Source organism: Paenarthrobacter sp. Y-19, from assembly GCF_029223985.1.
Classification (GTDB): domain Bacteria; phylum Actinomycetota; class Actinomycetes; order Actinomycetales; family Micrococcaceae; genus Arthrobacter; species Arthrobacter nicotinovorans.
This window is the reverse complement of sequence record NZ_CP119414.1, coordinates 344655-370451: the sequence shown is the minus strand read 5'-3', so window position 1 is coordinate 370451 and position 25797 is coordinate 344655. Positions and strand designations below refer to the sequence as shown.

At 63.7% G+C, this 25797-nt stretch carries 27 protein-coding genes, 1 tRNA gene and 1 riboswitch; of the genes, 15 read left to right on the top strand and 13 right to left on the bottom strand.

The features are described 5' to 3' along the window. Window positions 1–32: 32 nt before the first annotated feature. From PYR64_RS01840 to PYR64_RS01820, 5 genes are all read left to right on the top strand, one after another. Window positions 33–1490 carry an NAD(P)/FAD-dependent oxidoreductase gene (locus PYR64_RS01840; RefSeq protein ID WP_275777967.1) on the top strand — a complete coding sequence of 486 codons (1458 nt, stop codon included), beginning with the start codon at window positions 33–35 and terminating at the stop codon, window positions 1488–1490. 70 nt (window positions 1491–1560) lie between these two features. Further along, a complete protein-coding gene (locus PYR64_RS01835; RefSeq protein WP_275777965.1) occupies window positions 1561–2343 on the top strand; it encodes an ABC transporter ATP-binding protein in 783 nt (260 codons plus the stop codon). Next, window positions 2340–4376 (top strand): YhgE/Pip domain-containing protein, encoded by a 2037-nt coding sequence (locus PYR64_RS01830; protein WP_275777963.1) that lies wholly within the window; start codon window positions 2340–2342, stop codon window positions 4374–4376. Before PYR64_RS01835 ends, PYR64_RS01830 begins: the two co-directional genes overlap by 4 nt. Continuing rightward, the gene (locus PYR64_RS01825; RefSeq protein WP_039239714.1) at window positions 4373–5005 is read left to right on the top strand and encodes a TetR/AcrR family transcriptional regulator; all 633 of its coding nucleotides are present in this window, start codon (window positions 4373–4375) and stop codon (window positions 5003–5005) included. Before PYR64_RS01830 ends, PYR64_RS01825 begins: the two co-directional genes overlap by 4 nt. 141 nt (window positions 5006–5146) lie before the next feature. Beyond that, complete coding sequence (locus PYR64_RS01820; RefSeq protein ID WP_275777961.1) at window positions 5147–5770, top strand: hypothetical protein; 624 nt, start codon at window positions 5147–5149, stop codon at window positions 5768–5770. A gap of 43 nt (window positions 5771–5813) precedes the next feature. On the opposite strand, the gene PYR64_RS01815 is transcribed toward PYR64_RS01820, so the two are convergent. Then, the gene (locus PYR64_RS01815) at window positions 5814–6725 is read right to left on the bottom strand and encodes an EamA family transporter (protein ID WP_275777959.1); all 912 of its coding nucleotides are present in this window, start codon (window positions 6723–6725) and stop codon (window positions 5814–5816) included. A 72-nt stretch (window positions 6726–6797) separates the two neighbouring features. On the opposite strand from PYR64_RS01815, the gene PYR64_RS01810 reads away from it, so the two are divergent. Continuing rightward, complete coding sequence (locus tag PYR64_RS01810; protein WP_079581543.1) at window positions 6798–7709, top strand: LysR family transcriptional regulator; 912 nt, start codon at window positions 6798–6800, stop codon at window positions 7707–7709. A 6-nt stretch (window positions 7710–7715) separates the two neighbouring features. Here PYR64_RS01810 and PYR64_RS01805 read toward each other — a convergent pair whose 3' ends face one another. Continuing rightward, window positions 7716–8240: a histidine phosphatase family protein gene (locus PYR64_RS01805; protein WP_275777956.1), complete on the bottom strand. Its 525-nt coding sequence runs from the start codon at window positions 8238–8240 to the stop codon at window positions 7716–7718. A 103-nt stretch (window positions 8241–8343) separates the two neighbouring features. Continuing rightward, entirely contained in the window at window positions 8344–9210 is an 867-nt protein-coding gene (locus tag PYR64_RS01800) for a winged helix-turn-helix domain-containing protein (protein WP_018777965.1), read from the bottom strand. A 661-nt stretch (window positions 9211–9871) separates the two neighbouring features. On the opposite strand from PYR64_RS01800, the gene PYR64_RS01795 reads away from it, so the two are divergent. The 4 genes from PYR64_RS01795 to PYR64_RS01780 all read left to right on the top strand — a co-directional run bounded on the left by PYR64_RS01795 (window position 9872) and on the right by PYR64_RS01780 (window position 14476). Further along, window positions 9872–10612, top strand: a complete 741-nt coding sequence (locus PYR64_RS01795; protein WP_275777954.1) for a response regulator transcription factor — start codon at window positions 9872–9874, stop codon at window positions 10610–10612. 3 nt (window positions 10613–10615) lie between these two features. Beyond that, window positions 10616–12115: a HAMP domain-containing sensor histidine kinase gene (locus tag PYR64_RS01790; protein WP_275777952.1), complete on the top strand. Its 1500-nt coding sequence runs from the start codon at window positions 10616–10618 to the stop codon at window positions 12113–12115. Between the two features lie 108 nt (window positions 12116–12223). Beyond that, a riboswitch (cyclic di-AMP (ydaO/yuaA leader) is annotated at window positions 12224–12411 on the top strand. Window positions 12412–12414: 3 nt separating this feature from the next. Then, window positions 12415–13272 carry a hypothetical protein gene (locus tag PYR64_RS01785; protein ID WP_110505008.1) on the top strand — a complete coding sequence of 286 codons (858 nt, stop codon included), beginning with the start codon at window positions 12415–12417 and terminating at the stop codon, window positions 13270–13272. A gap of 172 nt (window positions 13273–13444) precedes the next feature. Beyond that, window positions 13445–14476, top strand: coding sequence for a glycosyltransferase (locus PYR64_RS01780; protein ID WP_275777949.1), 1032 nt, complete (start codon window positions 13445–13447; stop codon window positions 14474–14476). 32 nt (window positions 14477–14508) lie between these two features. On the opposite strand, the gene PYR64_RS01775 is transcribed toward PYR64_RS01780, so the two are convergent. Genes PYR64_RS01775 through upp form a run of 4 tightly spaced genes read right to left on the bottom strand, consistent with a single transcriptional unit; the run spans window position 14509 to window position 17738 of the window. Next, window positions 14509–15900 (bottom strand): aminotransferase class V-fold PLP-dependent enzyme, encoded by a 1392-nt coding sequence (locus PYR64_RS01775; RefSeq protein ID WP_275777947.1) that lies wholly within the window; start codon window positions 15898–15900, stop codon window positions 14509–14511. Window positions 15901–15949: 49 nt separating this feature from the next. Continuing rightward, window positions 15950–16633 carry an HAD-IA family hydrolase gene (locus tag PYR64_RS01770; RefSeq protein ID WP_275777945.1) on the bottom strand — a complete coding sequence of 228 codons (684 nt, stop codon included), beginning with the start codon at window positions 16631–16633 and terminating at the stop codon, window positions 15950–15952. 45 nt (window positions 16634–16678) lie between these two features. Beyond that, window positions 16679–17056: a VOC family protein gene (locus tag PYR64_RS01765; RefSeq protein ID WP_018777972.1), complete on the bottom strand. Its 378-nt coding sequence runs from the start codon at window positions 17054–17056 to the stop codon at window positions 16679–16681. A 46-nt stretch (window positions 17057–17102) separates the two neighbouring features. Next, window positions 17103–17738, bottom strand: a complete 636-nt coding sequence (gene upp / locus PYR64_RS01760) for a uracil phosphoribosyltransferase (RefSeq protein WP_275777943.1) — start codon at window positions 17736–17738, stop codon at window positions 17103–17105. A gap of 22 nt (window positions 17739–17760) precedes the next feature. On the opposite strand from upp, the gene PYR64_RS01755 reads away from it, so the two are divergent. Beyond that, complete coding sequence (locus PYR64_RS01755) at window positions 17761–18318, top strand: nucleoside deaminase (protein ID WP_189076136.1); 558 nt, start codon at window positions 17761–17763, stop codon at window positions 18316–18318. Between the two features lie 24 nt (window positions 18319–18342). Continuing rightward, window positions 18343–18723 carry a VOC family protein gene (locus PYR64_RS01750; protein ID WP_144651627.1) on the top strand — a complete coding sequence of 127 codons (381 nt, stop codon included), beginning with the start codon at window positions 18343–18345 and terminating at the stop codon, window positions 18721–18723. Between the two features lie 7 nt (window positions 18724–18730). Here the strand turns inward: PYR64_RS01750 and PYR64_RS01745 are convergent, their stop codons facing one another. From PYR64_RS01745 to PYR64_RS01730, 4 genes are read right to left on the bottom strand one after another with little or no spacing between them, the layout of a single operon-like run. Then, entirely contained in the window at window positions 18731–19945 is a 1215-nt protein-coding gene (locus PYR64_RS01745) for a crosslink repair DNA glycosylase YcaQ family protein (RefSeq protein ID WP_275777939.1), read from the bottom strand. Window positions 19946–19967: 22 nt separating this feature from the next. After that, window positions 19968–20960 (bottom strand): glycosyltransferase family 4 protein, encoded by a 993-nt coding sequence (locus PYR64_RS01740; protein WP_275777937.1) that lies wholly within the window; start codon window positions 20958–20960, stop codon window positions 19968–19970. Then, window positions 20961–21359 (bottom strand): 6-carboxytetrahydropterin synthase, encoded by a 399-nt coding sequence (locus PYR64_RS01735; protein WP_018777978.1) that lies wholly within the window; start codon window positions 21357–21359, stop codon window positions 20961–20963. 3 nt (window positions 21360–21362) lie between these two features. Next, window positions 21363–22364 carry a zinc-binding alcohol dehydrogenase gene (locus PYR64_RS01730; RefSeq protein WP_275777935.1) on the bottom strand — a complete coding sequence of 334 codons (1002 nt, stop codon included), beginning with the start codon at window positions 22362–22364 and terminating at the stop codon, window positions 21363–21365. 137 nt (window positions 22365–22501) lie between these two features. On the opposite strand from PYR64_RS01730, the gene PYR64_RS01725 reads away from it, so the two are divergent. Then, window positions 22502–22591 (top strand) — tRNA-Ser (locus PYR64_RS01725). 61 nt (window positions 22592–22652) lie between these two features. Here the strand turns inward: PYR64_RS01725 and PYR64_RS01720 are convergent. Next, window positions 22653–23786 (bottom strand): tyrosine-type recombinase/integrase, encoded by a 1134-nt coding sequence (locus tag PYR64_RS01720; RefSeq protein ID WP_275777933.1) that lies wholly within the window; start codon window positions 23784–23786, stop codon window positions 22653–22655. Further along, window positions 23773–24297, bottom strand: a complete 525-nt coding sequence (locus PYR64_RS01715) for a helix-turn-helix domain-containing protein (protein WP_275777931.1) — start codon at window positions 24295–24297, stop codon at window positions 23773–23775. The genes PYR64_RS01720 and PYR64_RS01715 overlap by 14 nt, the downstream gene beginning before the upstream one ends. A 496-nt stretch (window positions 24298–24793) precedes the next feature. On the opposite strand from PYR64_RS01715, the gene PYR64_RS01705 reads away from it, so the two are divergent. Both PYR64_RS01705 and PYR64_RS01700 read left to right on the top strand, forming a co-directional pair. After that, complete coding sequence (locus PYR64_RS01705; protein WP_275777928.1) at window positions 24794–25222, top strand: hypothetical protein; 429 nt, start codon at window positions 24794–24796, stop codon at window positions 25220–25222. Then, window positions 25219–25344: a hypothetical protein gene (locus PYR64_RS01700; RefSeq protein WP_275777926.1), complete on the top strand. Its 126-nt coding sequence runs from the start codon at window positions 25219–25221 to the stop codon at window positions 25342–25344. The genes PYR64_RS01705 and PYR64_RS01700 overlap by 4 nt, the downstream gene beginning before the upstream one ends. The last annotated feature ends 453 nt before the right edge of the window (window positions 25345–25797 follow it).

The window sequence follows — 25797 nt, the reverse complement described above, 5'->3', positions numbered from 1 at the left end:
CAACGCCAGCGGAGCGGTTGTAGGCTTTCCCCATGACTGCCGAGAGCTCCCGCGAATACGACGTAATAGTGATCGGCGCAGGCGCCGTTGGGGAAAACGTGGCGGACCGGGTGGTTCGGGGCGACCTCTCGGCAGTGATCATTGAAAGCGAATTGGTTGGCGGCGAATGCTCGTACTGGGCCTGCATCCCCTCCAAGGCACTTCTCCGCCCCGGCAGCGTCCTCCATGCCGCCCAGGGAATTCCGGGTGCGACGGAGGCCGTTACCGGGACAATTGATGCCAACGCAGCTTTGAAGCACCGGGACTGGTTCACCAACAATTGGCAGGATGGCAGCCAGGTTGAATGGCTGGACAGCGCCGGCATTGACCTGATTCGCGGGCGCGGCCGGATAACCGGCCACCGCGAGGTTCACGTGGATGGGCTTGACGGCAACAGCTACGCCCTCAAGGCACACCACGCCGTAGTGCTCGCCACCGGCTCGAAGCCCACCGTCCCGGGCATCGAAGGCCTGCAGGACGTACCTTTCTGGACCACCAGGGAGGCCACAGCAGCCAAGGAAGTTCCGAAGCGGTTCGTCGTCCTCGGCGGTGGCGTGGCCGGCGTCGAACTGGCCCAGGCATTCGCCCGCTTGGGTTCCAATGTCACGCTGGTGGCGCGCGGGCGGCTGCTGAGCAGCTATGCGGAGGAAGCAGCGAACCTGGTCCTGGCCGGCCTTCGCGCCGATGGCGTCGCGGTCCACCTCCATAGCGACGTCCACAAGGTGGAGAAGAACGACGACGGTTCCATCACCGTGGTGCTCGACGGCAAGACACTCGTTGCCGACCAGCTGCTGGTCGCCTCAGGACGGCATCCCGCCCTGGCCAACCTGGGCTTGGAAAGCGTGGGCCTTGAAGCCGGGGACGGCAAACCGCTCCGGCTCACGACGGATGCCAGCGGGCTCGTCGAGGGCCCATCCGGCGGCGAAAGCAACGCACCGTGGCTCTATGCCGCCGGAGACGCTGCCGGAAAGGTGCTCCTGACACACCAAGGCAAATACGAAGCGAGGGCAACGGGGGACGCCATCGTGGCCCGGGCCAAGGGCGAACTGAAAGGCAGTCCGCAGCCTTGGAGCCCCTGGGCGCATACCGCCAATGATCACGCGGTGCCCAGCGTCGTCTTCACCGACCCCGAGGTTGCGTCCGTGGGCCAGGGCCTTGAGCAGGCACTCCTGCAGGGCAGGAACGTTACGGGGGTTGAACTTCCCATCAACGTTAGCGGCTCACAGCTGTACTCCCCGGACTACAAGGGGTGGGCCCAGATTGTGGTGGATGAGGACAGGAAGGTGATCCTGGGAGCGACGTTCGCAGGTCCCGGCGTCGCCGAACTCCTCCATTCGGCGACGATCGCCATCGTTGGGGAGGTGCCGCTTGACCGGCTCTGGCATGCGGTTCCGTCGTATCCGACCATCAGCGAGGTATGGCTGCGGCTTATGGAAAAGTATGGCCTCTGATTCTTATTTGAACTGACCAGTCAGTTCAGTTAGACTTTCAGCAGACAACAGTTCTGCGAAAGGCATCATTGTGCTGTCCGTACAGCAACTCCAGATCAACGGCCGCCGGGACGATCTCCTCCCGGCAACCTCGCTCCAGGTGCACCGCGGCGAACTCCTCCTGGTTGCAGGGGAAGGCCAGGACCAGCGGACCGCCCTCGCTTTGGCCCTGAGCGGCCGCATGAAGCCCAGCAACGGCGTCCTCAGCTGGGACAACACCACCAAAACAAAGAAGATCAGGCTTGCCAGCGCCCTGGTGGACTCCCCCGGAGTCAACGAACCGGAGCAGCACCTCAGCGTCCGCGACCTCGTCACCGAAGACCTTTCCCTTATCCCGCGACGCTACCGCGGTGCGCTGCTGAGCAAACCCTGGCTCAAAGTGAACAGCTTCGAGGACATCGCCGGCCTCTGGATCGAACAACTTCCCGCCGGCCGACGCCTTGAACTGCTGACGGCCCTCGCCCTGGCAGACCCTGCCACGGACCTCCTGGTCATCGACTCCCCCGACCGACACAGCGCGGATCCTGAGACCTGGTTGCCCCGGCTCCAGGCATTGGCGTCCGACGCCGGGCGGCCGCTTGCCGTCGTCGCCGTCGTCGGTGCCCTCCCGGACAACTGGACGGGCGCCGCAGCCGTGATCGGCAACTCAGTGACCCATCCCCCTGAACCGGAAGCGGAGCCCGCGCCGGCACCGGCCGAGCCGGCCGCCGTCGCCGAACCGGCGGTCGAACCCAAAGCCAAGCACGCCGCCGGCGCAACCCCGGACGTGACCGAAGAACCTGAAACCGAAAACCTCCAAAGGACTGCAAAGTGACTGTTCTGCGGCTTGCCCGCTCCGAACTCAAGCGCATGACCGGCGGGCTCCTGCCCAAGCTGACCATCCTCGCCCTGACCATGGTTCCGTTGCTGTACGGCGCCGTGTACCTGTACGCGAACTGGGATCCGTACGGCAACCTGAACCAGATCGACGCTGCCTTGGTGGTCGAAGATACCGGAGCGACGTCGAAGGACGGCACCGAGCTGCAGGCCGGCAAGAAGGTGGCCGACAGCCTGGAAGAAGGCCATGTCTTCAACTGGAAGCAGGTCTCCAGCGCGGAAGAAGCAGACGCCGGCGTCCGGACGGGCGAATACGCCTTCGCATTGCGGATCCCCAAGGATTTCTCAGCAAACCTGGTCTCGCCCGGCAGCTTCGACGCCGCAAACCAGGCCATGCTGCACGTCACCACCAACGACGCCAACAACTACCTCCTGAGCACCATCGTGGACAAACTCACCACTGCCGTGCACTCGACGGTGGCCAAGGAAGTAGGCGAGGAAACGGCCAACCAGCTCCTCACCGGTTTCGGCACCATTCACGCGTCGATCGTGAAGGCAGCCGACGGCGCGTCCGAGCTGGCCACGGGCGTCGGAAAACTCAGCGACGGCGCCGCGACCCTCCACACGGGCACCGGCCAGCTGGTCACCGGCGCGGATCAGCTCGTGTCCGGCCAAACCCAGCTGCGGGATGGCGCCGTGCAACTGAACACGGGTGCCGGCCAGCTGAGTTCCGGCCTCACGGAATTGAAGAACAAAACCGCCACTTTGCCTGCCGATTCGCAGAAACTCGCGGACGGTGCAGCCCAGGTGGCCGCTGGAAATGCGGAGCTGAACGCCAAGGTCCAGGAGGTCGTCGGACAGTTGGACGCCGCCGACAAGGGCCTGCGCAACCGCGTCGTGGAGTCGAACGCACGGCTCGTCACGGCGGGCGTGCTGACACAGGAGCAGGCCGATAAGGTCCTGGCAGATTTCGATGCCGCCGCAGCATCCAGCCCGGTCACCGATGCCAAGGCGAAGATCTCCGGTGATGCGGCCAAGATCCAGCAGCTCTCGGACGGTTCGGCAGCAGTGAGCGCAGGCGCCCAGAAGCTTGCCGGCGCCACGCCGACGCTGACCGATGCCATCTCGCAGGCTGCGGCCGGTGCCGGGCAGCTGAATTCCGGCGCAGCAACCCTGGCCGCCGGCCAGCAGACCGCTTTGGACGGCGCAGTAAAGCTCGACGACGGCGCCCGCCAACTGGACGACGGCGCGGGACAACTTGCCAATGGTGCAGTGACCGCTTCCGATGGCTCGCACACGCTGGCCACGGAGCTCGCCAAGGGTGCGGGTGAGATCCCCAACCCGAACGATGAACAAAAGAGCAACGTCTCCAAGGTCATCGCCGACCCCGTTTCGGTGAACAACGTCTCCCAGGCGAAGGCAGGTTCCTACGGCGCTGGATTGGCGCCCTTCTTCCTGACCTTGGCCCTGTGGATCGGTGTCTTCATGCTGGTCCAGGCCATGCGGCCCATCACCCAGCGGGCCCTGGCGTCGAACGCCCCCGCCTGGAAAATCGCCGTCGGAGGCTGGCTGCCGTTCTTCGTGGTCTCGGTGCTGCAGGCCACCATCCTCACCCTGGTGGTGGACCTCGGACTTGGCTTGAATCCGGCCCATCCGATCGGGATGTGGCTGTTCATGCTGGCCGCGGTGATGGCGTTCAGTGCCATCATCCAGGGCATCGTGGCGCTGATGGGTACGCCCGGCAAGTTCGTTGTGCTGATCCTGCTGGTCCTGCAGCTGGTCTCCTCCGGTGGTACCTTCCCCTGGCAGACCACCCCCATGCCGCTTCATGTGGTGCATGAGGTCCTGCCCATGGGTTACGTCGTCACTGGCATGCGGCACCTGATCTATGGCGGTGAACTCAGCATGATCTGGCCGACGGTTCTGGGCCTGCTTGGATACACTTTGCTCGGAGCGGCGCTGTCCACGCTGGCAGTCCGCAAGCACAAAATGTGGACCCTGAAGACCCTGAAGCCGGAGATCGCAGTATGAGCACCACCCAGCCATCCGATTCCGGCGATACCGGAAAGAAACTGCGCCCGGGTCGCACCAACGCCACCAAGCAGCGCCTGTTCGAAGCGTCCATGGAGCTGATTGGCGAACGTGGTGCAGCGGGAGTGACGGTTGACGAGATCGCGGCCGCCGCAGGAGTGTCCAAGGGGACTGTGTATTACAACTTCGGCAGCAAGTCGGACCTGATCGCGCAGCTCCTGCGGCACGGCGTGGACATCATGCTGGTCAGGCTCCAGGACGTCCAGGGGCAAAGCAGTGATCCGCTGGAATCCATGAAGAACATGGTGGCACAGGCCATGGAATTCATGGACGACTACCCGTCCTTCGCCCGGCTGTGGGTCAGCGAAAACTGGCGGACACCCGGCGAGTGGAGCGCTGTGTTCACCGAACTCCGCGCAGAGCTGCTGGACGTGATCGGTTCCGCAGTTGAGCGCGTCGCCGCCGGCTACAAGGTTGACCAAAGCATTGTCCGGGGCAGCCTGGAAGCAGCCATCTTCGGGGCCATCTTCGTGGTGGGCCTGGACCGGCAAACGTACAACCCGGAGCGGACCCGCGAGCAAAGCGTGGCCGCAGTGATGACCATCATGCACGGCTACGTGATCAAGTAGCTTCAAGCACGTTGTGAGGCCCGGTCTGCGTGGCATGACGCGCTCATAGCCTGCTCAGCAGGCCCCGCAACGGTATGCAACTGCAATGTACGACGGCGTGGCGCGGCCACATGGTCGGCGATGATTAACCTCATGCGTCACATGGGGAACAGCGGGAAGCTTGCGGTGGTGTCTGCCTTTGTGTCCCTGGGACTCTTGGTCATGGCAGCCGTCGTGCTCGAGGAATTGGTGCTGTACCTGTTCCTGGGCAGCGTGCTGCTCTGCTACCTGGCGTCCCTGGTCCAGGTCTTCAACCGGCGGCGGTACTTTGTGATCCTGCTCGGCGCCATCGGAACGAGCCTGTTCATCGGCTGCAGCATCGCCTTCCTGCGGATGTGGGGCATCGCGTTCACCCAGGATGCCAACGCTTTGGGCAGTGCGGTGAGCACCAAGGACTCTGACATCTATTTCTACTTAGCGGTGGCCGCCGGGGTGGGAACACTGGCCGTCATGTTCCTCGGAGCCGTGGTGCCTTCGTTTGGTTCGCGGGCTGCAGCTCCCGCTAAACGGCCCGTCCCTGCGGCAAGGAAACGGCCGGCAGCGCGCACGCCAACTTCCCGCAAGGCGACGCAGTCCAAGCGTCCGGTTGCGCCGGCTCAACGCCCCGCGGGCACTGCAAAGCCGGCTGCCCCTAAGCGCCCCGCACCATCCCGGACGCCGACCACGGCAGCCAGGCGGCCGGCGTCGAACGCTCCAAACCAACGCAAGGCAGCGCCCAAACGCTAACGCCCCTGCGTTGCGAGGCCCGCTCTACGCGCTTACGCCAGGTTTAGACGCGCAGAGCGGGCCCCGCAACGGGAACATCCGGGCGTTTCCGGGGGATTCCCAGCACCGCCGTCGCGACGCCGAGCAGCAGGATCAGGCCACCCATGACTTCGGCGGGCGTGGGAATTTCGTTCAGGACCAGCCACGCAGCCGTCATGCCCACCACCGGAACCAGCAGCGTAAAAGGCACGACGTCGGAGCTCGGGTACAGCGACAACAGCCGGTTCCAGATGCCGTAACCCACCAACGAGGCAAACACCGCCGTGTAGACCGCGCTCAAGATCGTGGCCGGCTGGAGATCGGTGAGCGTGCCCCACACGACCCCGGGCCCGTCCACCAGCAGCGACAACCCGGCCAACGGCAGCGGCACCACAGCGCCGGACCACACCACCAGCCCCAGGCCCGATGCAGCTTTGGAATGACGCGCCACCACATTCCCCACGGCCCAGGACAATGCCGCCGCGAGCACAATCATGAGCGGCAGCACGGGCGCCACGGCACTGCGTCCCAGCGCCACAACGGCCAAGCCTGCGATACCGAGCGCCACGCCGACCAGTTGCCTCCGGCTTGGCTTTTCGCCAAGGACACGCGCGGCAAGCAGCACCGTAAATAGCACCTGCGCCTGCAGTACCAGGGACGCCAGGCCTGCAGGCATCCCCAGCGCCATGCCGAGGTACAGCAGACCGAACTGCCCGGCACTCATGAAGAGTCCGACGCCGATAATCGCCTTCCAGCCGACGTCCGGTTTCCGGATGAAGAAGATGAAAGGAAAGACCACCAGGAGGAAGCGCATGGCCACGAAGAGCAGCGGCGGGACGTCCCGGCCGTTCGTGTGGAGTCCGAGGTCGATTGCGACGAAGTTGATGCCCCAGAGGACGGCGACAAGCGCGGCAAGGAAGGAGTGGCGAAGGTTCACAAGTACACTCTGACGCCCTTTTCCTTGAAGCACCAGCGTTGAATTCAGCAACGAACCAAGTAGATTTGCTTCATGATCGATATCTCGGCTTTGCGCGCATTGGTCGCCGTGGAACAGCACGGTTCCGTAGTGGCCGCCTCGGACGTCATGGGCTACAGCCCCTCAGCGGTTTCCCAGCAGATCAAGAAATTGGAGAAGCAGACAGGCGTGGCCGTCCTGGAGCGGAACGGCCGTGGAGTGCTGCTGACTGAGCGGGGGCTGGCGCTGGCAGGGTACGGCCGGCGGATCATGGGCGAACTTGAGGAACTCCAGGCAACCCTTCTGGCCGATCCCGCCAAACCGTCTGGGCTGCTGCGGTTGGTGGCTTTCTCCACGGCCTGCCGGGGTCTGGTGGGACCGGTCCTCGGACGAATGGCAGCCGCACATTCCGCGCTGGACATCACCGTCCTGGCGGAGGATCCGCGCGAAGCTGTGCAGCGCGTGGCGTCAGGCGAAGCCGAACTGGCGGTGGTCCACAACTGGAACTCCGTTCCGCTGGTGATACCGGATAACGTCGTGCACGAGGACCTGTGTGTCGACCAGGCCGATGTCCTGGTCAACAGCACGCACCCGCTTGCGGCGCGTACCGCCGTCGAGCGTGAGGACCTGCTGGACGAGACGTGGATCAGCACCCCGGCAGGAGCCATCTGCAATGAGGCTCTTTTGCAGATCTTCGCCGGACTGGGCCGCGTCCCGGACATTCGCGTTTACGATCCCGATTTCTCTACCCACATCGCCATGGTCGAACAGGGGGTGGCGATTGCGCTGGTCCCCCGCCTGGGCAGGCCTACCCTGCCGCCCGGCGTGGTGGCCATTCCCGTGGTCAGGCCTGCCCAGCAGCGATCCGTGGGAATCGTGTACAGGAAGACCATGACTGCCAGCCCCAACATCCGGCACGTTGTCCGCTTGCTGCGTGAAGTGGCCGCTGAGGAATTGACTGAATAGCAGCAGCTAGTGGCGGGGCACCGTGAAGTGCGTCAGCCGCGCATCCTGCCCGTCGAGCTCAGCCCAGGACTTTTCCGTTTCCATGACCGTCAACGCGCTGGTTGGGTAGCGGGTGGCGGCATCCATGTAGGCGTCGTGATCCGAATCCCGGGAGGCCAGGTGCATGGCGAGATCCTGCACCCCAGGCATGTGCGAGATAACCATGAGCGTTGTCACCATGTCCGGCACGTGGTTGATGACCGTCAGCATGCGGTTGGCCGAGGCGGAATACAGACCGTCCTCAAGTTTGGGCGTGGGTGCCTTCTCCCCGAGCTCGTCGCACACCCAGGTACAGGTCTGGCGCGTCCTCAGGGCTGAGGAACAGAGGATGAAGTCCGGAACAACACCGTTTTCGAGCAACCACTTGCCGGCCAGCGGCGCCTCGCGGTGTCCGCGTTCCTCCAGTGGACGCTCATGATCCGGCACACCCGTGGGCCAGTCGGCCTTGGCATGGCGCATGATCACAAGCCGCTTGATGTGATGGTCACTCATAGATCAACCCTATCCGTCCCCTTGACCGTGGAGGCCAATTCTCACTGGCCGGACAACGCAAAAGCGCCCGCCCTGGAGGGCGGACGCTTTCGCAGTCAAAAGATTAGATCGAGTATTCCGGAGCGGCCCAGACGATGACCTCGGGGTGCTCGTAGAAGCGGTAACCCTGTCCACGGACGGTACGCACGGTGTTCGCCAGGCGGCCCAGCTTGGAGCGGAGGCGGCGGATGTGGACGTCGATGGTGCGCTCGTTCGGCACCTCTTCGGCGTTGCGCCACAGGCCTTCCAGCAGCTCGTCGCGGCCCACGGTGCGGGTGCCGTTTTCGACGAGGTAGTTGAGAAGCTCGAACTCCTTGAACGTCAGGTTCAACGACTCGCCATCCAGGTGCACTTCGCGACGGGCAAGATCGATCAGCACGCCTGAGGGGCGGGCTTCCTGCTGCGGAGCCGGACGTGCCGCTTCCGCACGCTGGCGGGAGGCTACGGTGGGGTCGCCGAAGGTGGAACGCACGACGTCGAGCGCGGACCCGGGTGCCCCGGCGGGAGCGACGGCCACTGCCGCGTAGCTCTCGGCACCGGTCACCAAGGACTGCGCGTAGGCACGGATTTCCTGGGCCAACTTGGCAATGGAGGTTCCAGCCGCAGCTGCGGTCTCTTCGTCAATACCCATGTAGAGCACGAAACCGCGGGCCACGTTGTCGTTGGCGACGGGGCGCAGCCTGTCCGACTGGGCGATCACCGGCGTGGGCGCAGTCATGGGTGCCGGCTCGGCGGCAGGTACTGCACGCAACTGGCCGTAGGAGTTGGGGTTGTAGCCCTGCGGCACGTACCCGGGAGCCTGCTGGCCGGCGCCTTGCTGGGCGGGAGCGTAGCCGGGGCGGTTGCCAAAACCGGGGCGGAGCCCTGCGTTCGACGCGGCCTTGTTGGCGTTACGGACGGAGATGTGGACGTATCCAGATGCAACTGACATGGAGTGCTTACCTCAAAAGTGAATAGCCGTCATCGCGGCTTCGAATGCTGAATGTCCCCGCAATGAGTTTGGGGAGGGGCGCCCAACGCTGGGCTAGGGGGCGAATGCCTGAAACTTCTTGGGGTGGAAAGTTAGGCTTGCATTCGACAACAGCGGTCATCATGGCCAGCGGGTGTGCTGGACCAGGTTGCTGCGGCTGCAGGTGCTGTTGAGTTCTTGTTCACATTGGAAGTGTGCAACGTAACAATGGCAACACGCAAGTAACAAAGCGCCGAACCGTCCACATTTTGAGACGTAGAGGTCTATTGTGCTGCAAATCACAATTCCGTGGACCCCTAAAATGAACGCCATTTCATTCGTTGCGAGGAAGAAATATTAGCCTTCCAGTGAATTTTCTTCGGCTGATCGGGCATGATTCGCACTCTCGTGTTCGCGATCGCAGCTGATTCGGAATCTCACGTTCTGAAACACTTGTTGTCCAATCGTCGGCCGGCAACTTCTCGAATTTTTTGTCCGGAATCTGGTAGAGACGGCGAAATCGTCCCCCGTTTCAGGACCAAGTGCCACCCCGGGCCGGGTCCCACCTCGCTAGTGTTGACTTCACAGCGTCTTCACAGGACCGGCAAAGCGCTGGCAAACCAGCAGAACAGAGAGTTGTCCCATGGCCCCCTCGCACTCCATGACCAACAACCTTCCCCAGCTCACCCATCCTGACGGGTCCCCCATCCGTGCACTGGTGGTGGACGACGAACCCAGCCTTGCCGAACTCATGAGCATGGGTCTCCGCATGGCCGGCTGGTCCGTAGCTGTGGCCGCAGACGGTCCCGGGGCGGTGAAGCTTGCCAAAGAATTCCGGCCCGACGTGCTGGTGCTCGATGTCATGTTGCCCGGATTCGACGGCGTGGAGGTCCTCAACCGCATCCGCGCCTTCGCCCCTGAAGTTCCCGCGCTGTTCCTCACCGCCAAGGACGCCGTGCAGGACCGCATCGTTGGCTTGGCAGCCGGGGGCGACGACTACGTCACCAAGCCCTTCAGCATGGAAGAAGTCCTCCTCCGCCTCCACCGGCTGGTCCAGCGTTCCGGCGTCGCTGCCATGGACACCGCCGAACTGGTGGTGGGAGACCTGACCCTGAACGTGGATACCCGCGAGGTGACCAGGGCCGGTGAAGACATCACCCTCACCGCCACGCAGTTCGAACTACTGCGTTACCTCATGGAAAATCCCAAGCGCGTCGTCAGCAAGGCCCAGATCCTGGACCGCGTCTGGGACTACGACTTTGGCGGCCAGGCCAACATCGTGGAGCTCTACATTTCGTATCTCCGCAAGAAGATCGAGGCGAACCACCCACCCATGATCCACACCATCCGTGGTGCCGGCTACGTCATCAAACCCGCGGACTAGGCATTGGGCACCCTTTCAGGAGTTGCCAGGAGCTCCCGGCGCAGCTGGCTCAATCCCTCCACCTGGCATTTGCGCACCCGCCTGGTGCTGGTAGCCATGGCCTTGCTGGTAGCAATCTGCAGCGCCGTCGGAATCGTCAGCTACGCCTCCATGGACGCGGTGTTCAACAAGCAACTGGACCAGCAGCTTCAACAGGCCTCCAGCCGCGCGAACGAGTTCGGCAGGCCGCCGTCGAGCTTTCCGAACGCACCGTCCGGGAGGCCGGATCCGCTGGAGGCCCGCGGCCAGGCCGCCGGGACGCTGAACGCCCGGATCGACGGATCAACTGTTCGGAGTTCAGGCCTGATCGACGCCCAGGGCAAGAGGGTCTCCCTTTCGGACGCTGACGAGCAGGTACTTCTGACACTCCCCCGGGACAGCCGCCCTGTGGACCGTTCCCTGTCCAACGGCGACTACCGTCTGGTGGCCGTGACAACAAACTACGACGACGTGATCGTGACGGGCCTGCCGCTGGCGGACAAGCAGACCGCCGAGGCGTCCCTGGTCTGGACCATGGTGCTGGTATCGCTGGGCGGTCTGGTGGTGATCGGCCTGGTTGGCACGGTGATTATCCGGCGAACCATGCGGCCGCTTGAGCAGCTCTCCGAAGTCGCCACCAAGGTTTCACGCCTCCCTCTCGACGCCGGCGAGGTGGCACTTGCGGTGCGGGTCCCGGCGTCGGCTTCCCATCCCGGCACTGAAGTAGGGAGCGTCGGCTACGCCCTGAACCAAATGCTGAACAACGTATCCAGCGCACTGGAAGCCCGGCAGGAAAGCGAAACCAAGGTGCGGCAGTTCGTAGCGGACGCCTCCCATGAACTGCGTACCCCGCTGACCGCCATCCGCGGCTACACCGAGTTGCTGCGGATGACCGAAAACTTCACGGACGACGGCAGGAAGTCGCTGGCCAGGGTCCAAAGCCAGTCCGAGCGCATGACCACGCTGGTGGAGGACCTCCTGTTGCTTGCACGGCTGGATGAAGGCCAACCGGTCAAGGTCACCGATGTGGACCTGACCCACCTTGTGGTTGAGACAGTGAGCGACGAGAAAGTCATGGCCCCGGACCACATTTGGCAGCTCTCGTTGCCTGATGAACCCATCACCGTCCGCGGCGATGCCACGCAGCTCCACCAGGTGCTGGCCAATCTGCTCTCGAACGCTAGGAAGCACACAGATCCCGGAACTACGGTTGTCACCGGCGTGATGCTCTCGGCCGACGGCAGTGCAGTGGTGACCGTGACGGACAACGGGCCCGGCATTCCGGACGATTTCCAAGGCCGGATCTTCTCCCGCTTTGCCCGGGCCGACGCAGCGCGGTCGGGGTCGGAAGGAACGTCAGGCCTGGGCCTGTCGATCGTGGAATCCATAGTGGAAGCGCATGGTGGAAGCGTCGAAGTGACCTCCCGTCCGGGTCGTACGGAGTTCGCCGTGAGGCTTCCAACCGTGAGCGGCGGACAACTGTAACGATCCCGGCAAGGCGACTCACCGTCGTCGTGATCTCTGTTACCTAAATGTGACTTCTGCAGAAACCTCCTGTACCGTCGAAAGGGTGGGTCGCCCCAACTGGCCCACATCCGGGATGCGCCGAGCTCTGCCACTTCCCGGAGTCCGTACTTTCTCCGAGGCAGAGACGGGGGACCCAGAGTCTCCGGGCCCAGGCATTTATTGCCGGCCCTTGGGGTGAAGCCGCAGCGTGATGCGCGGCCGGATGACCTCATCCGAACCCGACAGCTAACTCCGCAGGCGCTGAGAGGTAATCACACATGTCTGAATTCAACGATCAGACGCGCCATTCCGCGCGTCACCGCGACCATAACGACAACCCGTCGACCAAGTCGCAGTCAGTCCTCAAGAAGGCAGCCCGTGACGGCAAGTCCGGTGCACGCATGTCCGTAGTAGCCGGTGTTATAGCCGCTGCACTGGGCGTTGCATCGCTCGGAACCGCCGCCAACGCAGCTCTTACTCTCCCTGAGGCAAGCCGCGTGGCCGAAGCCCGGACCGCCGCCGAGGCCAGCAACAACAAGGCCGCCGAGGAAGCCGCAGCAGCCAAGAAGGCCGCAGCTGAGAAGGCTGCCGCCGACAAGGCCGCAGCTGACAAAGCCGCCGCCGAAAAGGCTGCCGCTGACAAGGCTGCCGCCGACAAAGCCGCTGCCGATCAGGCCGCCGCCGCACAAGCAGCAGCCGACCAGGCCGCCGCAGAAAAGGCTGCCGCCGAAAAGGCCGCCGCTGACGCTGCCGCAAAGCAGGCAGCCGACGCCGCTGCTGCCGCCGCCGCAGAAGCCGCAGCCGCCGCAGCAGCTCCCAAGGCTGTGGATGACCCCGCTGCTGCCAAGGCCTACGCCGCCAGCATTCTGGGCAGCTACGGCTGGAGCGCCGCCGAAATGACGGCACTGAACACGCTGTGGGAGAAGGAATCCAACTGGAAGACCACTGCCACCAACGCCTCCAGCGGCGCCTACGGCATTGTCCAGTCCCTTCCGGCCGGCAAGATGGCTTCTGCCGGCGCTGACTGGCAGACCAACTACCAGACCCAGATCAAGTGGGGCCTGAACTACATCAAGGAACGCTACGGATCCCCGTCAGCTGCCCTGGCCTTCCACCTGGCCAACAACTGGTACTAAGCCAAGCTGTTTGATTGCCGCCCCGGCTTCCGCCGTTTGCCTCAGTTCTTACTGGAGCGGATGGCGGGAACCAGGGCGGCTTCTTTCGTTTTCACAGGTGCTTGCCGGGGCTCACAGTAGTGTCACAGCTTCCGCCTAAAGCGTTCATAATCTGATCCTTCATTCTGGATCCATGACCATCACGGATCCAGGGACCGTAGTCCACCACCCGCAGGACCCGGGCGTGGGCGTCCCCGCCCGGGTTCCTGTCCTGGACCTCACCGTGCCCGTCTGCGACGAGGAAGCGCGGCTAGAGGCGAACCTCCGCCGGTTGCACGGCCACCTCATGGAGTCACTGCCGCACGCGTTCCGGATCACTGTTGCCGACAACGCCAGTACGGACGGTACGCTTCGGATAGCCGAGCGCCTGGCCCGGGAACTGCCCGAACTTCTCGTCGTCCGATTCCAGGACAGAGGCCGTGGGAACGCACTCCGCCAGGTCTGGCAAAACTCGCCGTCGCCCATTCTGGCCTACATGGAAGCCGAGCTGCCGGCCGACCTTTCCGCCTTGGCACCCCTGCTGGCCCCGCTGCTCTCCGGGCACTCGGATGTCGCTGTCGGCACCCGGCTGTCACCGGCCTCGCACACGAACCTGAGCCCGCAGCGGCAGATCATTTCCCGCAGCTACAACGCCCTGCTGCGGACCCTCATGGGCGCCCACGTCTCCGATGCCCAGTGCGCTTTCAAAGCCATCCGGGCCGACGCCGCACGCAAGCTCCTCCCCTACATCAAAGACGACCGCTGGTTCTTTGACACTGAACTCATGATCGACGCCGAGCTCTGCGGTTTGCGCGTCCACGAGGTCCCCGTGGACTGGACTGACGATCCCAACTCAAGCGTCGACGTCGTACGGACAGCCTTCGCCGATCTGCGCGGCATGGCGCGATTGATGCGCGACCTCGCCCGGGGACGGGTCCCCGTCCGTGAGCTTAGGAGGGAGCTCGGTGCGGTGGCGGAAACGGGAAGCGGTATTCCCGGCAGAGTACTTCGCGCCCTGGGGTGGGCTGCGGTCTTCGTCGTTGTTGTCCTGCTGACGTCCAATCCCCTCGGTTTATTGCCGGGCGCCCTGACCGCGCTGGTTCTGACGGGATCGGCCGCCCGGGTGGCCGCAGGGTTACGCGTCGTCCTGCGCGGGCAGAAGTCCGCCCACCGTCCCCAGCATTGAGCTGCCGCAGGCCAGGGCACAGTAACGGGCGTCTATTCTTCAGGTTCCGCCTCAACCGCGCCACGGACGGCTGCGATGGACGCTGCAACGTCCCCGGCGTCCGTGGTCCAGTTGCTCACCGAGATCCTGAGGATTTCCCGGCCGCGCCAGGAAGATCCAGACATCCACACCGCCCCCTCGGCCATGAGCCGCTGCGTGATCCTGTGGGTCCGGTTATCGCTGCCGAAGCTCACGGACACCTGGGTGAACACCACGTCATTGAGGATCTCAACCCCAGGGATAGCGGCCAGGCCTTCCGCCAACGCCCGTGCGTTCGCTGCGAGCCTGTCCACCATGGCGATCACACCGGAGCGGCCCAGCTGCCGCAACGCAGCCCACACCGGGATGCCGCGTGCGCGCCGGGACATCTCAGGAACCTTCTCCAACGGATCCCCCAGGCCTGTTTCCGTGGCGATCAGGTAGCTGGTGTGGACACTGAACGCGCGGCGGAGGGATTCCGGCCGCGAGACGATCGCCAATCCGCAGTCATAGGGAACGTTCAGGGTTTTGTGGGCATCCGTGGCCCAGGAATCTGCCTCCTCGACGCCGGCCAGCCTCGGCCTCAGGGTGGGGCTGACGGCTGCCCACAAACCAAAAGCACCATCAACATGGACCCACGCTCCGCGGTCGTGGGCCACCGCAATGGCTTCTTCCATCGGGTCGAAAGCGCCGGAGTGCAGGTTGCCCGCCTGCAGGCAGACCAGCGACGGTCCGGGCTGCTCATCCATGGCCGCAGCCAAAGCTTCGGGAATGATCCTTCCCTGCCGGTCCGCTTCAACAGGGACGCATGCTCCCAAACCCAGATACCGCAGCGCCAGGTCCACGGCGGCGTGGCGCTCCCTGCCGGCAAAAGTGGTGATGCGCGGCCCGCCGTTGAGTCCCAACGAGTCCAGGTCCCAGCCTGCCTCATCCATCAAAAACTGTCGTCCCGCTGCCAGGCCCACGAAGTTGGCGGTGGTGGCACCGGTAGTGAATCCGACGTCAGACGTTGCCGGAAGGTGGAGAAGGTCCAGCAGCCAGGCAGCCGCAGATTCCTCGATGGCGGCCGCCGCCGGTGTGGCGAAGCGGAGTCCGGTGTTCTGGTCCCATGCCGATACGAGCCAATCGGCGGCCATGGCTGCGGGCAGGGTCCCGCCCATGACCCATCCGAAGAACCGGCCGGACTGGATGGCCATGAGGCCGGGTTCAGCCAGAGCGGCGAGTTCATCCACTACCTCGGCGGCATCGGTGGCCTCATCAGGCAGCCGCGGCAGGATGCTTTTAGCCACCTGGTCGGCGTCGGACGAAGGACGGACAGGGCGGGTAGGCACTGACGTGAGCCAAGCACCGGCATGGACCATGGCCCGTTCCAATGCAGCACCGTAAGCCTCCGGCATCGCAGACATGCGCACAGCCTACGCCCGGTTAACTGGCTGGAACAGTACGAATTGAAAGCTAGAGGGTCAGCGTTAGGAGGTGGCCGCCGTCGGCGTCCTTCACGACGGTGACCGTCACGGCCGAGTAGTCCGGGATCCGCCACATGCCAGGCTCAAGGCCGCCTCCTGCGTCGCCCACCACAACAGTCCGCATCCCCGCGGCCCGCGCAGCCGCGATACCTGCCGGTGCGTCTTCGAAAACCACGACGTCGGCCGGCTCGGCTCCCAGCAGCGCGGCCGCTTTGAGGTAGCCCTCCGGATGCGGCTTGCCCCGGGTGACGGACTCTGCGGTGACGGTGGTGGACGGCATGGGGAGCCCGGCGGCCTGCATGCGGATTTCGGCCAGGATGCGGTCTGCGGAGGTAACCAACGCAATGGCCTCATCCGGCAGGCCAGCCAAGAGCGCTTCGGCGCCGGGCAGCGCGATCACACCGTCCGTCCGGGACCGCTCCATTTCACCGAGCTCGGCAGTCAGCGCCTCCATGTCGGAACCCGCGGGAGCATAGCGGCGCACAGTATCGCCTGCCTGGACGCCGTGGGACGTGCGGAGGATCTCGTCGAAGTCCAGGCCATAGCGTTGGGCGAACTCCAGCCACACCTGTTCCACAATGGCCGTGGAATCGACCAGGGTGCCGTCCATGTCGAAAAGGACGGCACGGGCATTCAGCACCGGCGGGGAGGCAGGCTGGGCAGGATGGCTCATGGTTCCATCCTGCCGCACCCGCGGGACGTGGTGCTGCTGTGTGACTTAGCCGTTCGGCCGCTGCGGCAAGTACTGGAGGGCCCACTTGTTTCCGTCGGGGTCGGCGAAGTACACAAAGTGGCCCCAGTCCTGGATGTCGACATCGCTGACGTCCACGCCGTTTGCCTTGAGCTGATCGTGGGCTTTGTTGATGTCGCTCACCACCACCTGCAGGTTAGGGGCGGTACCTGGAGGAGCATCTGACAAGCCCTCGCCGATAGCGATGGAGCAGGCCGAACCCGGCGGGGTCAGTTGCACGAAGCGGATGCCGTCCATGGGACGCTCGTCAAAGTCGGCGTTGAAACCGACCTTGTTGACGTAGAAATCCTTCGCGCGGTCGACGTCGGACACAGGGACAAATACCAGTTCAAGTTTCCAGTCCATGCGCCACAGGCTAACGGGGCCGCCGGGAAACCGGTAGGGGTGTGAGTCAGCCAGCCACGCCGTAGAGGCGGTCGCCAGCGTCGCCCAGGCCGGGCACGATGTAAGACTTTTCGTTGAGTTTCTCGTCGATCGAGGCCAGGACGATCTTCACGTTGGCGTCAGACAGCTCTTCTTCCAGCTTGGACAGGCCTTCGGGGGCTGCGAGGAGGCAGATGCAGGTTACGTCGGAGGCGCCGCGCTTGAAGAGGAATTTGATGGCCTCGCGCAGGGTGCCGCCGGTGGCGAGCATAGGATCCAGGACGAAGATCTGCCTGCCTGTGAGGTCCTCGGGGAGGCGCTCGGCGTAGGTGATGATGTCCAGCGTCTCTTCGTCGCGGGCCATGCCCAGGAAGCCGACCTCGGCCGTGGGAACCAGCTTGGTCATGCCCTCCAGCATGCCCAGCCCTGCGCGCAGGATGGGGACCACCAGCGGCGTGGGCTTGGTGAAAGCCGTGCCGATGGTCTTGGTGACTGGGGTCTCGATCTCTACTGGCTGGACCTTGACCCCGCGGGTGGCTTCATAAGCCAGCAAGGTGACCAGTTCTTCGGTGAGTTGCCGGAAGACCGGTGAAGGGGTGTTCTTGTCCCGCAGAACGGTGAGCTTGTGAGCGACCAGCGGGTGGTCCACGACGAGTGTGCGCATCCCCCAAAACTATCATTGAGACATGAGCGCCACCGAGCCGTATCACGCAGAACACCTGGCCTGGATGGGCCTTGCCCTGGACGAAGCCCGGTTGGCGTTGAAAACCGACGACGTGCCGATCGGCGCCGTGGTGCTGGGGCCCGACGGCGGCGTGCTGGGTTCCGGACGTAACGAACGGGAGGCGCACGGTGACCCGACCGCCCATGCCGAGGTGGTGGCGATCCGCCAGGCGGCCGCATCGCTGCGACAACGCGCCCTGGATTCCGGAGGGGGCGACGACGGTTGGCGGCTCGAGGACTGCACCCTGGTGGTCACCCTGGAGCCGTGCGCCATGTGTGCCGGGGCGATCGTCCTGGCCCGCATTCCCCGCGTCGTTTTCGGCGCGTGGGACGAGAAAGCAGGAGCGGCGGGATCCGTGTTCGATATCCTCCGCGAGCGCCGCCTCAATCACTGGGTGGAGGTCTACGCCGGGGTCCGCGAGCAAGAATGTGCGGCGCTCCTCAAGGACTTCTTCGCCTCACATCGCGCTCCGGCAGGACACGCTCCGGCGGAACACGCTGTAGAGCACCGCCCATCCTGATCCCTTCCTTCACGGGAGCAAGCCATGACAGTTTCGTTCAATCACACCATCGTCTACGCCACGGACAAGCAGCGATCCGCAGAGTTCCTTGCCCGGATCTTCGGTCTCCCGGCACCGAAGCCCATGTGGTCCTTCGTCACGGTGTCCTTCGAGAACGGCGTGACACTGGATTTCCTGGGCGCGGACGGGGACATCACACCGCAGCACTACGCCTTCCTGGTCAGTGAAGAAGAGTTCGACCAGATCTTCCTCAGGATCACCGCAGAACACGTGCCCTACTGGGCCGACCCTGCACGTTCCCGCGGGCAACAGATCAACCACAACGACGGCGGCCGCGGCATCTATTTCACGGACCCCGACGGACACTTTCTGGAGGCGATCACCCGGCCGTATGGTTCGGGCTGATCGCGCCCTACCGCCCTGCCGCCGCGTCCAACGCGTCGATCCGCACCTGGCGTGATGCCTGGGAGTCCAGACTGAACGAACGGAAATCGCCGAGTTCATCGCGGATCCAGGCCTCCACCTCGGCGATCCGTTGGCTCACAGCTGCAGTGGGAGCGTCAAAAGTCCACGCCGCGATCCGTTCCTTACCGGGATCGTATTGCCATAGTCCGATGATCCGCCCACGATCCAGGATGGGGTGGTCCGGCAGGTCGGCCTGAAGTGCCAGCGTGGTGTCCAGGACCTTCTTTCCCTTGTCCTCATCGGCGAACATGTCCCCCGAATTGCGCCTGTGGAGGACCAATGAATCTGTGCCTGCCAACAGCTGGATTTGTTCGTCACCCGGCTCTTCGAAGTCCGCCAAACGCTCGACGTCGGAAGGCAGCATCCAGAGCACATCTCCACTGGCTGTGGTCACCTCCATGGCACCAATGGAGGCGAGCGCTGCCTTGCTCTGGGCCACCGTAAAGGCAGTGAACCACTGGGTCTGCTTGAACGTCGCTCCCCCGGTCCAGCGCAAGTACCGTTCCAGCAGCAGGCGGCGGGCGCCGTCGTCGTCCATATCGCTGGGCGGCAGGCCCCAATTCGTGTAGGCGTAGCGCTGTTGGTCCAGGCGGCCGTTGACCGGGACGCGACGGATGCGGCCTTCCGCCTGCAGTAGCCCCAGGGCGGTGGGCAGCGTGGTGGAGGCGCCCTTCTTCTTGCCTTCCTCACCCAGGCTGCGGACCGAATCGCCCAGCACGTCCCTGAGTTGTTTGGGGTCCATTGGCTCACTTGACTCTTTGAGGGCGTGTTCCACTTCGCCCTCCAGGAGGGTGATCTCGCCACGTTCCACGCCGAGCCGTGCCAGCACCTTGAACGGGGCAATCGCGGCGTCGCGGCCGATCTGGAGAGCCCACGGGTAGTCACTTTGGCCCAGGACATACGTGCATCCGCGGGCGGTCGGGAGTTCGTGGATTCTGAGCGCCCTGACGTCCTTGTCAGCTTGTTCGCGACTGGTTCCTGCCCTGGCGAACAGCGTCAGGTACGGGTTGGCGCCGCCTACGGATCGGGCCCAACCGGCGTGGTCCAAGACTTCCTCTGAGGTTTTGCCTTGGAGCGAACCGTCCAGGCCCTGCTTGTGCCAGGCCCAGGCCCGGAGCCGTTCAGGGGTCAGGGTGTCTGCGGCAGGCGCGATGCTGGTCATGGCCCCATTCTGCACCCGGTTATCAGGGCGAAGCTGTCACGGCTTTCAAAACAATCGCAGCAGTGTTGTCCCAGCCCGAAAGGTTGTCGCGGGCCCGGATGGCGTTTTCATGCCAGGACCCTTGGATTTCGACGTCCGTCAGCCAGCTCCGGAGAGTGTCCGCGAGAGCTTCCCGGGGATCCCACGCGGCGCCCGCCCCGGTACCGCCCAGCGCCTCCACTGCACCTGTCCCTTGCCGGACAAGGACCGGGACGCCATGGGCCAACGATTCGGTCACCACCATCCCAAAGGACTCGGAGTGCGAAAGCAGGACGCTGAGGTCGGCTTGGTGCCACTGCTCTTCGAGTGAGGTGCCGGTCAGCTCGCCGGTGACACGGATGCGGTCCTTGAGTCCATGACGCTCGACGGCGGCCCTCACCTCGGCCGCGTACGCCGGGTCAGCTTCCTCCGAACCGATGAGCGCTGCGGTCCAGGGCAGGTCCTTTATCTGGCTCAGGGCCTCTACCAAGTGTGCTTGGTCCTTGTTGGGCAGCAACGCCGCGACAGCAACGATGTGCTTGGGCTGTGAACCCGCGCTGAGGTCTGCTGGTTCGGCGCCGGGGGTGGCCACCGCTATGTCCAGGGAGCCGTGTTTAGCCTGCAATTCAGCGGCGGAGTGGACGCTAGGGCAGATAATCCCGGTCGCGGCCGCCAACGCCTTCGACTCAAGGTCACCGTGCTCCGCCAATGCCATGTGCGAGAGGATCCAGACCTTGGTTCCGGCCTTGACCGCGCCGGCGATCTCCTCCGGAGCCCCACTCGCTACCAAGCCGTCGGCAATCACGGTGGTGCCGCCGTCGAGCGCTTGCGCGAACCGCTGCCGGTCCGCCGGGCTGCCAACCGGCCAGTCGCCGTCGACGGTTACCGTCTCAACCGAGGCGCCGAGGGCCGTCAGGTGCTCGGCGAGTTTGGCGTTGTATTTGTTGCCGCCGGAGCCGTGCCTGACGTTCCCCGGAACCAGGAAGCGGATGTGCACTTACTTGGCCGGAAGCTCCAGCGAGTAGCCGGCCCAGGCGTCGGGGTTCTCGCGGAGGACGACATCGATGCCGGCGAGCGCGGGCCCGTCTTCGGTGTCCTGGATCCGGGTGGCCATGGCGTCTGCGATGTGCTTTGCGAGCGCCTCGGTGGTGGAAAGTTTGCCCTTGAACGCGGGGTGTTCGTCCAGGTTCTTGTAGTTCAGGTCTTCAAGGATTTCCTCGAGGATGCCGCCTGCTGCGCCGATGTCCAGGACGATTGCGTCGTCGTTGAGGTTCTGGCGGCGGAAGCTGACTTCGGCAACGAACGTGGCCCCGTGGAGGCCCTGCGCGGGGCCGAACGCTTCGCGGGGAAGGCTGTGGGCGATCATGAAATGGCGTCGGACGGTCAGGCTGAACATGTACTAATCCTCCGGGTTTGGGTACGCGACCACATGGCAGAAACCGCCGGGCCGTTCGAACAACTTAACAAGTGTGGTGGGCAGGTTCTGGAACTGGCATTCGCTGCTGAGGAACGTATCGAACAGCGGATCCTTGAGCTGGTTGACAGCTTCCTGAAGCCGCTGGGCGTTGGTGCGCCGGTGCCTCCTGGGGAGAGCGACGGCGCCCACCTGGCTGGAGCGGATGTTCAGCCTGCGGGCGTGGAAGTCCTCGCCGAGCGGGAGGGTGACTTCCTTGTCCGCGAACCAGGAAAGCTCGATGACGTCCGAATCGTCACCCGCCAGTTGCAGGCTCAGCTTCAGGCCGTCGTTGGAGGCGGAGCAGTGGAAGACGATGTCGTTGTCGTTGGCTGCGTCCTCAGGCTCGGCGAATTCGATGCTGAGCTTTTCGGCGAGGTTGCGCTTCTCCGGGTCGGCATCCACCAATTGCAGACGGCCCAGCGGATACTTCCGCAGGAGCGTCGCCAGGACGCCACCCACCAAGCCACCACCGACGACGGCGACCCGGTCTCCCAGCCTCGGTCCGGCTTCCCAGATGGCATTGATGGCAACCTCGACGATGCCGGTCAGTACGGCGCGGCGGGCCGGGACGTCCGCGGGGATAGCCGTGAGCTGGCTGGTGGGAACGATGTAAAAATCCTGGTGCGGGTGGAGGCTGAAGACAGTCTTTCCCCGCCATTCCTCCGGGCCCTCTTCGACGGTGCCAACGCTCAGGTACCCGTACTTCACCGGGCCGGGGAAGTCGCCTTCCTGGTGCGGAGCCTGCATCAGATCGGCGACCCGCTCCGGGACGCGGCCTTCATGGACCACGCGCTCGGTTCCGCGGCTGACTCCTGAGTACAGGGTCCTGACCAGGGCTTCTTCCTTTTGCCTCGGCGGCAGGGACTCCGGGCGTAGTTCGCCATCGCCTGACTTGGTGACCCAGTAGGCGTGGGCTTCGTGCACTTGATCGTGAGGAATAGTCATGATGCTTATGAATCTATCGGTGGGTCGCTTCGGATGGAAGTTGACCTTGTTTCGCGGGGCTTGGGGTGGTTCTGCCGACGGCTTCCCGCGGGCCCGTTTTGGGGAACCGGCCCCGACTCCGGTACCCTATTTCAGTTGGTGACGTGTCCGAGCGGCCGAAGGTGCAACACTCGAAATGTTGTTTGGTGTAAAAGCCAACGTGGGTTCAAATCCCACCGTCACCGCCAATGAGAAAGGCCCTGCTTCCCTTTGTTTACAAGGGAGGCGGGGCCTTTTGCTTTGTCCAAATCAGGCTGGTGGGCACATTTTGGGCACATTCGCCAGAGATACAGCGTGATCTAGCGCGTCCGAAACCGAGTCCAAGTCGCCGTCAAAGAGGTCCGCGTAGACGTCCAGCGTCATGGCCGCGGAACTGTGGCCCAGCATCTTCTGGACGGCTTTCACATTGGCGCCGGCCGAGACCGCGAAGCTCGCAGCAGAATGCCTAAGATCGTGTGGCGTGATCCTGGGAATCCCGGAACGCTTCACGGCGCCAGCGAACCAGCTCATGTTGTCCTCGTGCACCCGCGCCAGTCTCAGATGGTGCCCGTCCTCGCCCGGGAATACCAGATCTTCGCGCCCCTTCCCTTCGCATTGGAGCGCCAATTGCTCACTCAGGAAACGTGGGAAGGGAACGGTGCGCTTCTTGTGGTTCTTGGGCGTGCCCACCTCAATCACGGAACCGACTTGGACGGCGTTCTCTTCGACCATGAAACGCCTACGGAGCATGTCTAAGTGCTTGACCCTCAGCCCGGTCGCCTCGCCCCAGCGTAGGCCGCAGTATGCGAGCGTGAGCACGAGTGCCGGGTACTTGCTGGCCGCGGCCAGAGCGTGGACCTGCTCATGCGTCAGATAGACGTGGGGTTTCTTCACTTTGCGGGGCAGCACGACGCCTCGGGCAGGGTTGCTGAGCGTGCGGCGGTCACTCACGGCGTCATCCAGAATGGCGGCCAGCACCCCATAGGCGCGGATGACGAGTGTTGCCCCCTTGGGCTTACGCGGCGGCTTCGCTTCCAGGTCCCCTAGCGTCATCTCTGACACCCATTGCTGCACTGCTGTTCTACGGACATCGGAGACAGGGACGTGACCCCACGCCGGCAGGACATGGTTTCGCCAGGCAGACTCCACTGGGCGGAGGGACGATGGCTTCAGATGGGTCTGACGCGCAAGCCACTGAGCACCAAGGGGCCCAATCAATGCCTTCGCTGCAGTCGCATCGATGAACTCGCCACGCGCCTTGGACACTTCAACCGAAGCCAAGAACAGCTCGGCATCACGCTTGGTCTTGAAACCACGCTTTTTGGTTTGCGAACGATCCGGCTTCCGATAGCGGACCTGGTATCGCTTACCGGCCGAAGTCTCGTATGGCTCAATCGTCGCCATTGAGCTGTCCAGCTTCTCGAGGCCCCGGCAACTCCCCGGTTTGCCTTGCTCGAAGATCATCGAGCGAGTTCACGACACGCACACCCCTAACCACAGCCGCGATCTCCTTATATCGCCACGCTGGGGCAGCAAGAGCCATGAACTCGATCCACTGTGTGCCTGACTGATGGGGCAATTGCGCCTCGCCAGTCATCCAGGCGTTTATGACGCCGGCACGCTCATCAACCCCTCCCGTAATCCCCACAATGTCCTCCATGCTCTCGCTGTAGGGCATAAGGAGAGTCTTCGGGGTGACTTCCAAAGCGATGGCAAACGCAACCAGGTCATCAACATCAACCCTGCGCTCCCTCTCTTCGATGCGTCTCACCGCGAGCGGAGAAACCGACCTCCCGAGGTCGGTCAGGCGCTTTGACAATTCGGTATAGGTCCATCGCCTGGCCTCCCGCACCCTCTTGATGTTGTCCGCGACCGTTTCGCCACTGGGACCCATGTCCATCTTCTTTCCAGCCATGAATCTATCTTGACATGCAAAAGATGAAAGTGCACCTGCGTTTATTGACGATCAAGCTGAATCAACCTAAGATGACAACTAACCTTCTAAAGATGAAGGTCAACTTGAGATTATTGGAGGAAGCATGGAGCAGGAAAAGTTGCTCACTGTCGCCGAATACTGCGAGTGGAGGGGCATCAGCAAGGGAACAGCAGCGCAGGAGCGCTACCTGGGAAAAGGCCCAAAGTTCATCAAGGCCGGCCGCTCAGTCCGGTATAGGGCCTCAGATTTGACGGCTTGGCTCGACGCTCAGACTCGCCAGCAGACTGGCGAGCAGGTGCCTGTATGAGCGGCTGCAACTGCGAATGGCTCGGGCTCTGCTACTGCGAAGGGCCGCCAGTGCCAGTGATGACACCGGCCAAAGCCTGCAAAGTAAGCCTCAAGACACAAAAAAGCGGTGACGCCTCGCCAAAGTCCGTCACCGCCGATGAACCAACACCCACCAAGGAGTAGATCCATGAAGCAGACTATCAAAGCGCCGACCACAATCCGAGAACTTGGCGAAGTCGCCGAAAAATTGGATATGGGCTTTGCGGAGGTTCTAGACCTCCTAACCAAGACCCTGGGCGTGAACTGGTGGAATCGCGACCACGAAGACTTCTCGGCCGAATCCTCTGAGACAAGCGAGTATTCCGCCACGGAGCAGGCGCCACCAACAGGATACGAGTTGGCCCCCGGAGGCACGGACGTCTGGGTGGGTGCTGAGACATTCGCCCGCGGCTGGATCATCACGCCGACTTGGAACTCCACCACCAGACAACACGCCATCGAGCTGTGGATAGCGACAAACCCCGACGAGACATATCGGCAACTGTCGCCAGGTGAGGCGCACCAATTGGCCACCGAACTAACGGAAGCCGTCGCGAAGATCGGGGCTCAAAAGTGACTCAGAAACTCATCCAGGGAGCAGCCCGCACGGTTACCGCTGCAGTGATCACATCCCTAGCGCTGCTCGTCATGTCGCTGCCGGACATCCTCGTCAATCTCATCTTCGGCCTGAGCGCCTAAGACGAATCACAGAAACGGAACGCCGCCGAATGGGAGCCCAGAACGTCGCCAAGGTATTCGTCCACTGGCGGCACCTCAGCCACCGGGAAGCACGCGCCCTGACGTACATGGCTCTCATCGCCCTTGATGCCGATAAGCCCCCCGTCTACTTCGGAGGCTGGAAGGCAGTAGCCGACGCTCTAGGACTCGATACAGAGAACAAGCGGGCAAGCTCCCAGGAAGCATTTCGGCAGACAATCGCAAAACTATCTGTCGCTGGCGCGGTCATATCCAGCGGCGAAGCGAGGCTCGGCGTCAGAGCGGAATATGCCCTGACTCTGGACCCCGGACAGAGCTACGCCAAATGGGACCACGGGCGGGATGGGAACGGCCGCGGCGTCACGTGGGAGCCAGTGCCAAGAGACAAGAGCCCCAACGAAACATTGCCGCACGTGCCCCAACAAAACGTTGCCC

What these genes read in the sequence shown, in the direction of transcription:
- PYR64_RS01840 (WP_275777967.1), top strand. Translation starts at nt 33, where the DNA reads ATGACTGCCGAGAGCTCCCGCGAATACGACGTAATAGTGATCGGCGCA.
- PYR64_RS01825 (WP_039239714.1), top strand. Translation starts at nt 4,373, where the DNA reads ATGAGCACCACCCAGCCATCCGATTCCGGCGATACCGGAAAGAAACTG.
- PYR64_RS01820 (WP_275777961.1), top strand. Translation starts at nt 5,147, where the DNA reads ATGGGGAACAGCGGGAAGCTTGCGGTGGTGTCTGCCTTTGTGTCCCTG.
- PYR64_RS01810 (WP_079581543.1), top strand. Translation starts at nt 6,798, where the DNA reads ATGATCGATATCTCGGCTTTGCGCGCATTGGTCGCCGTGGAACAGCAC.
- PYR64_RS01805 (WP_275777956.1), bottom strand. Translation starts at nt 8,240, where the DNA reads ATGAGTGACCATCACATCAAGCGGCTTGTGATCATGCGCCATGCCAAG.
- PYR64_RS01800 (WP_018777965.1), bottom strand. Translation starts at nt 9,210, where the DNA reads ATGTCAGTTGCATCTGGATACGTCCACATCTCCGTCCGTAACGCCAAC.
- PYR64_RS01795 (WP_275777954.1), top strand. Translation starts at nt 9,872, where the DNA reads ATGGCCCCCTCGCACTCCATGACCAACAACCTTCCCCAGCTCACCCAT.
- PYR64_RS01785 (WP_110505008.1), top strand. Translation starts at nt 12,415, where the DNA reads ATGTCTGAATTCAACGATCAGACGCGCCATTCCGCGCGTCACCGCGAC.
- PYR64_RS01780 (WP_275777949.1), top strand. Translation starts at nt 13,445, where the DNA reads ATGACCATCACGGATCCAGGGACCGTAGTCCACCACCCGCAGGACCCG.
- PYR64_RS01775 (WP_275777947.1), bottom strand. Translation starts at nt 15,900, where the DNA reads ATGTCTGCGATGCCGGAGGCTTACGGTGCTGCATTGGAACGGGCCATG.
- PYR64_RS01770 (WP_275777945.1), bottom strand. Translation starts at nt 16,633, where the DNA reads ATGAGCCATCCTGCCCAGCCTGCCTCCCCGCCGGTGCTGAATGCCCGT.
- PYR64_RS01765 (WP_018777972.1), bottom strand. Translation starts at nt 17,056, where the DNA reads ATGGACTGGAAACTTGAACTGGTATTTGTCCCTGTGTCCGACGTCGAC.
- upp (WP_275777943.1), bottom strand. Translation starts at nt 17,738, where the DNA reads ATGCGCACACTCGTCGTGGACCACCCGCTGGTCGCTCACAAGCTCACC.
- PYR64_RS01755 (WP_189076136.1), top strand. Translation starts at nt 17,761, where the DNA reads ATGAGCGCCACCGAGCCGTATCACGCAGAACACCTGGCCTGGATGGGC.
- PYR64_RS01750 (WP_144651627.1), top strand. Translation starts at nt 18,343, where the DNA reads ATGACAGTTTCGTTCAATCACACCATCGTCTACGCCACGGACAAGCAG.
- PYR64_RS01745 (WP_275777939.1), bottom strand. Translation starts at nt 19,945, where the DNA reads ATGACCAGCATCGCGCCTGCCGCAGACACCCTGACCCCTGAACGGCTC.
- PYR64_RS01735 (WP_018777978.1), bottom strand. Translation starts at nt 21,359, where the DNA reads ATGTTCAGCCTGACCGTCCGACGCCATTTCATGATCGCCCACAGCCTT.
- PYR64_RS01730 (WP_275777935.1), bottom strand. Translation starts at nt 22,364, where the DNA reads ATGACTATTCCTCACGATCAAGTGCACGAAGCCCACGCCTACTGGGTC.
- PYR64_RS01720 (WP_275777933.1), bottom strand. Translation starts at nt 23,786, where the DNA reads ATGGCGACGATTGAGCCATACGAGACTTCGGCCGGTAAGCGATACCAG.
- PYR64_RS01715 (WP_275777931.1), bottom strand. Translation starts at nt 24,297, where the DNA reads ATGGCTGGAAAGAAGATGGACATGGGTCCCAGTGGCGAAACGGTCGCG.
- PYR64_RS01705 (WP_275777928.1), top strand. Translation starts at nt 24,794, where the DNA reads ATGAAGCAGACTATCAAAGCGCCGACCACAATCCGAGAACTTGGCGAA.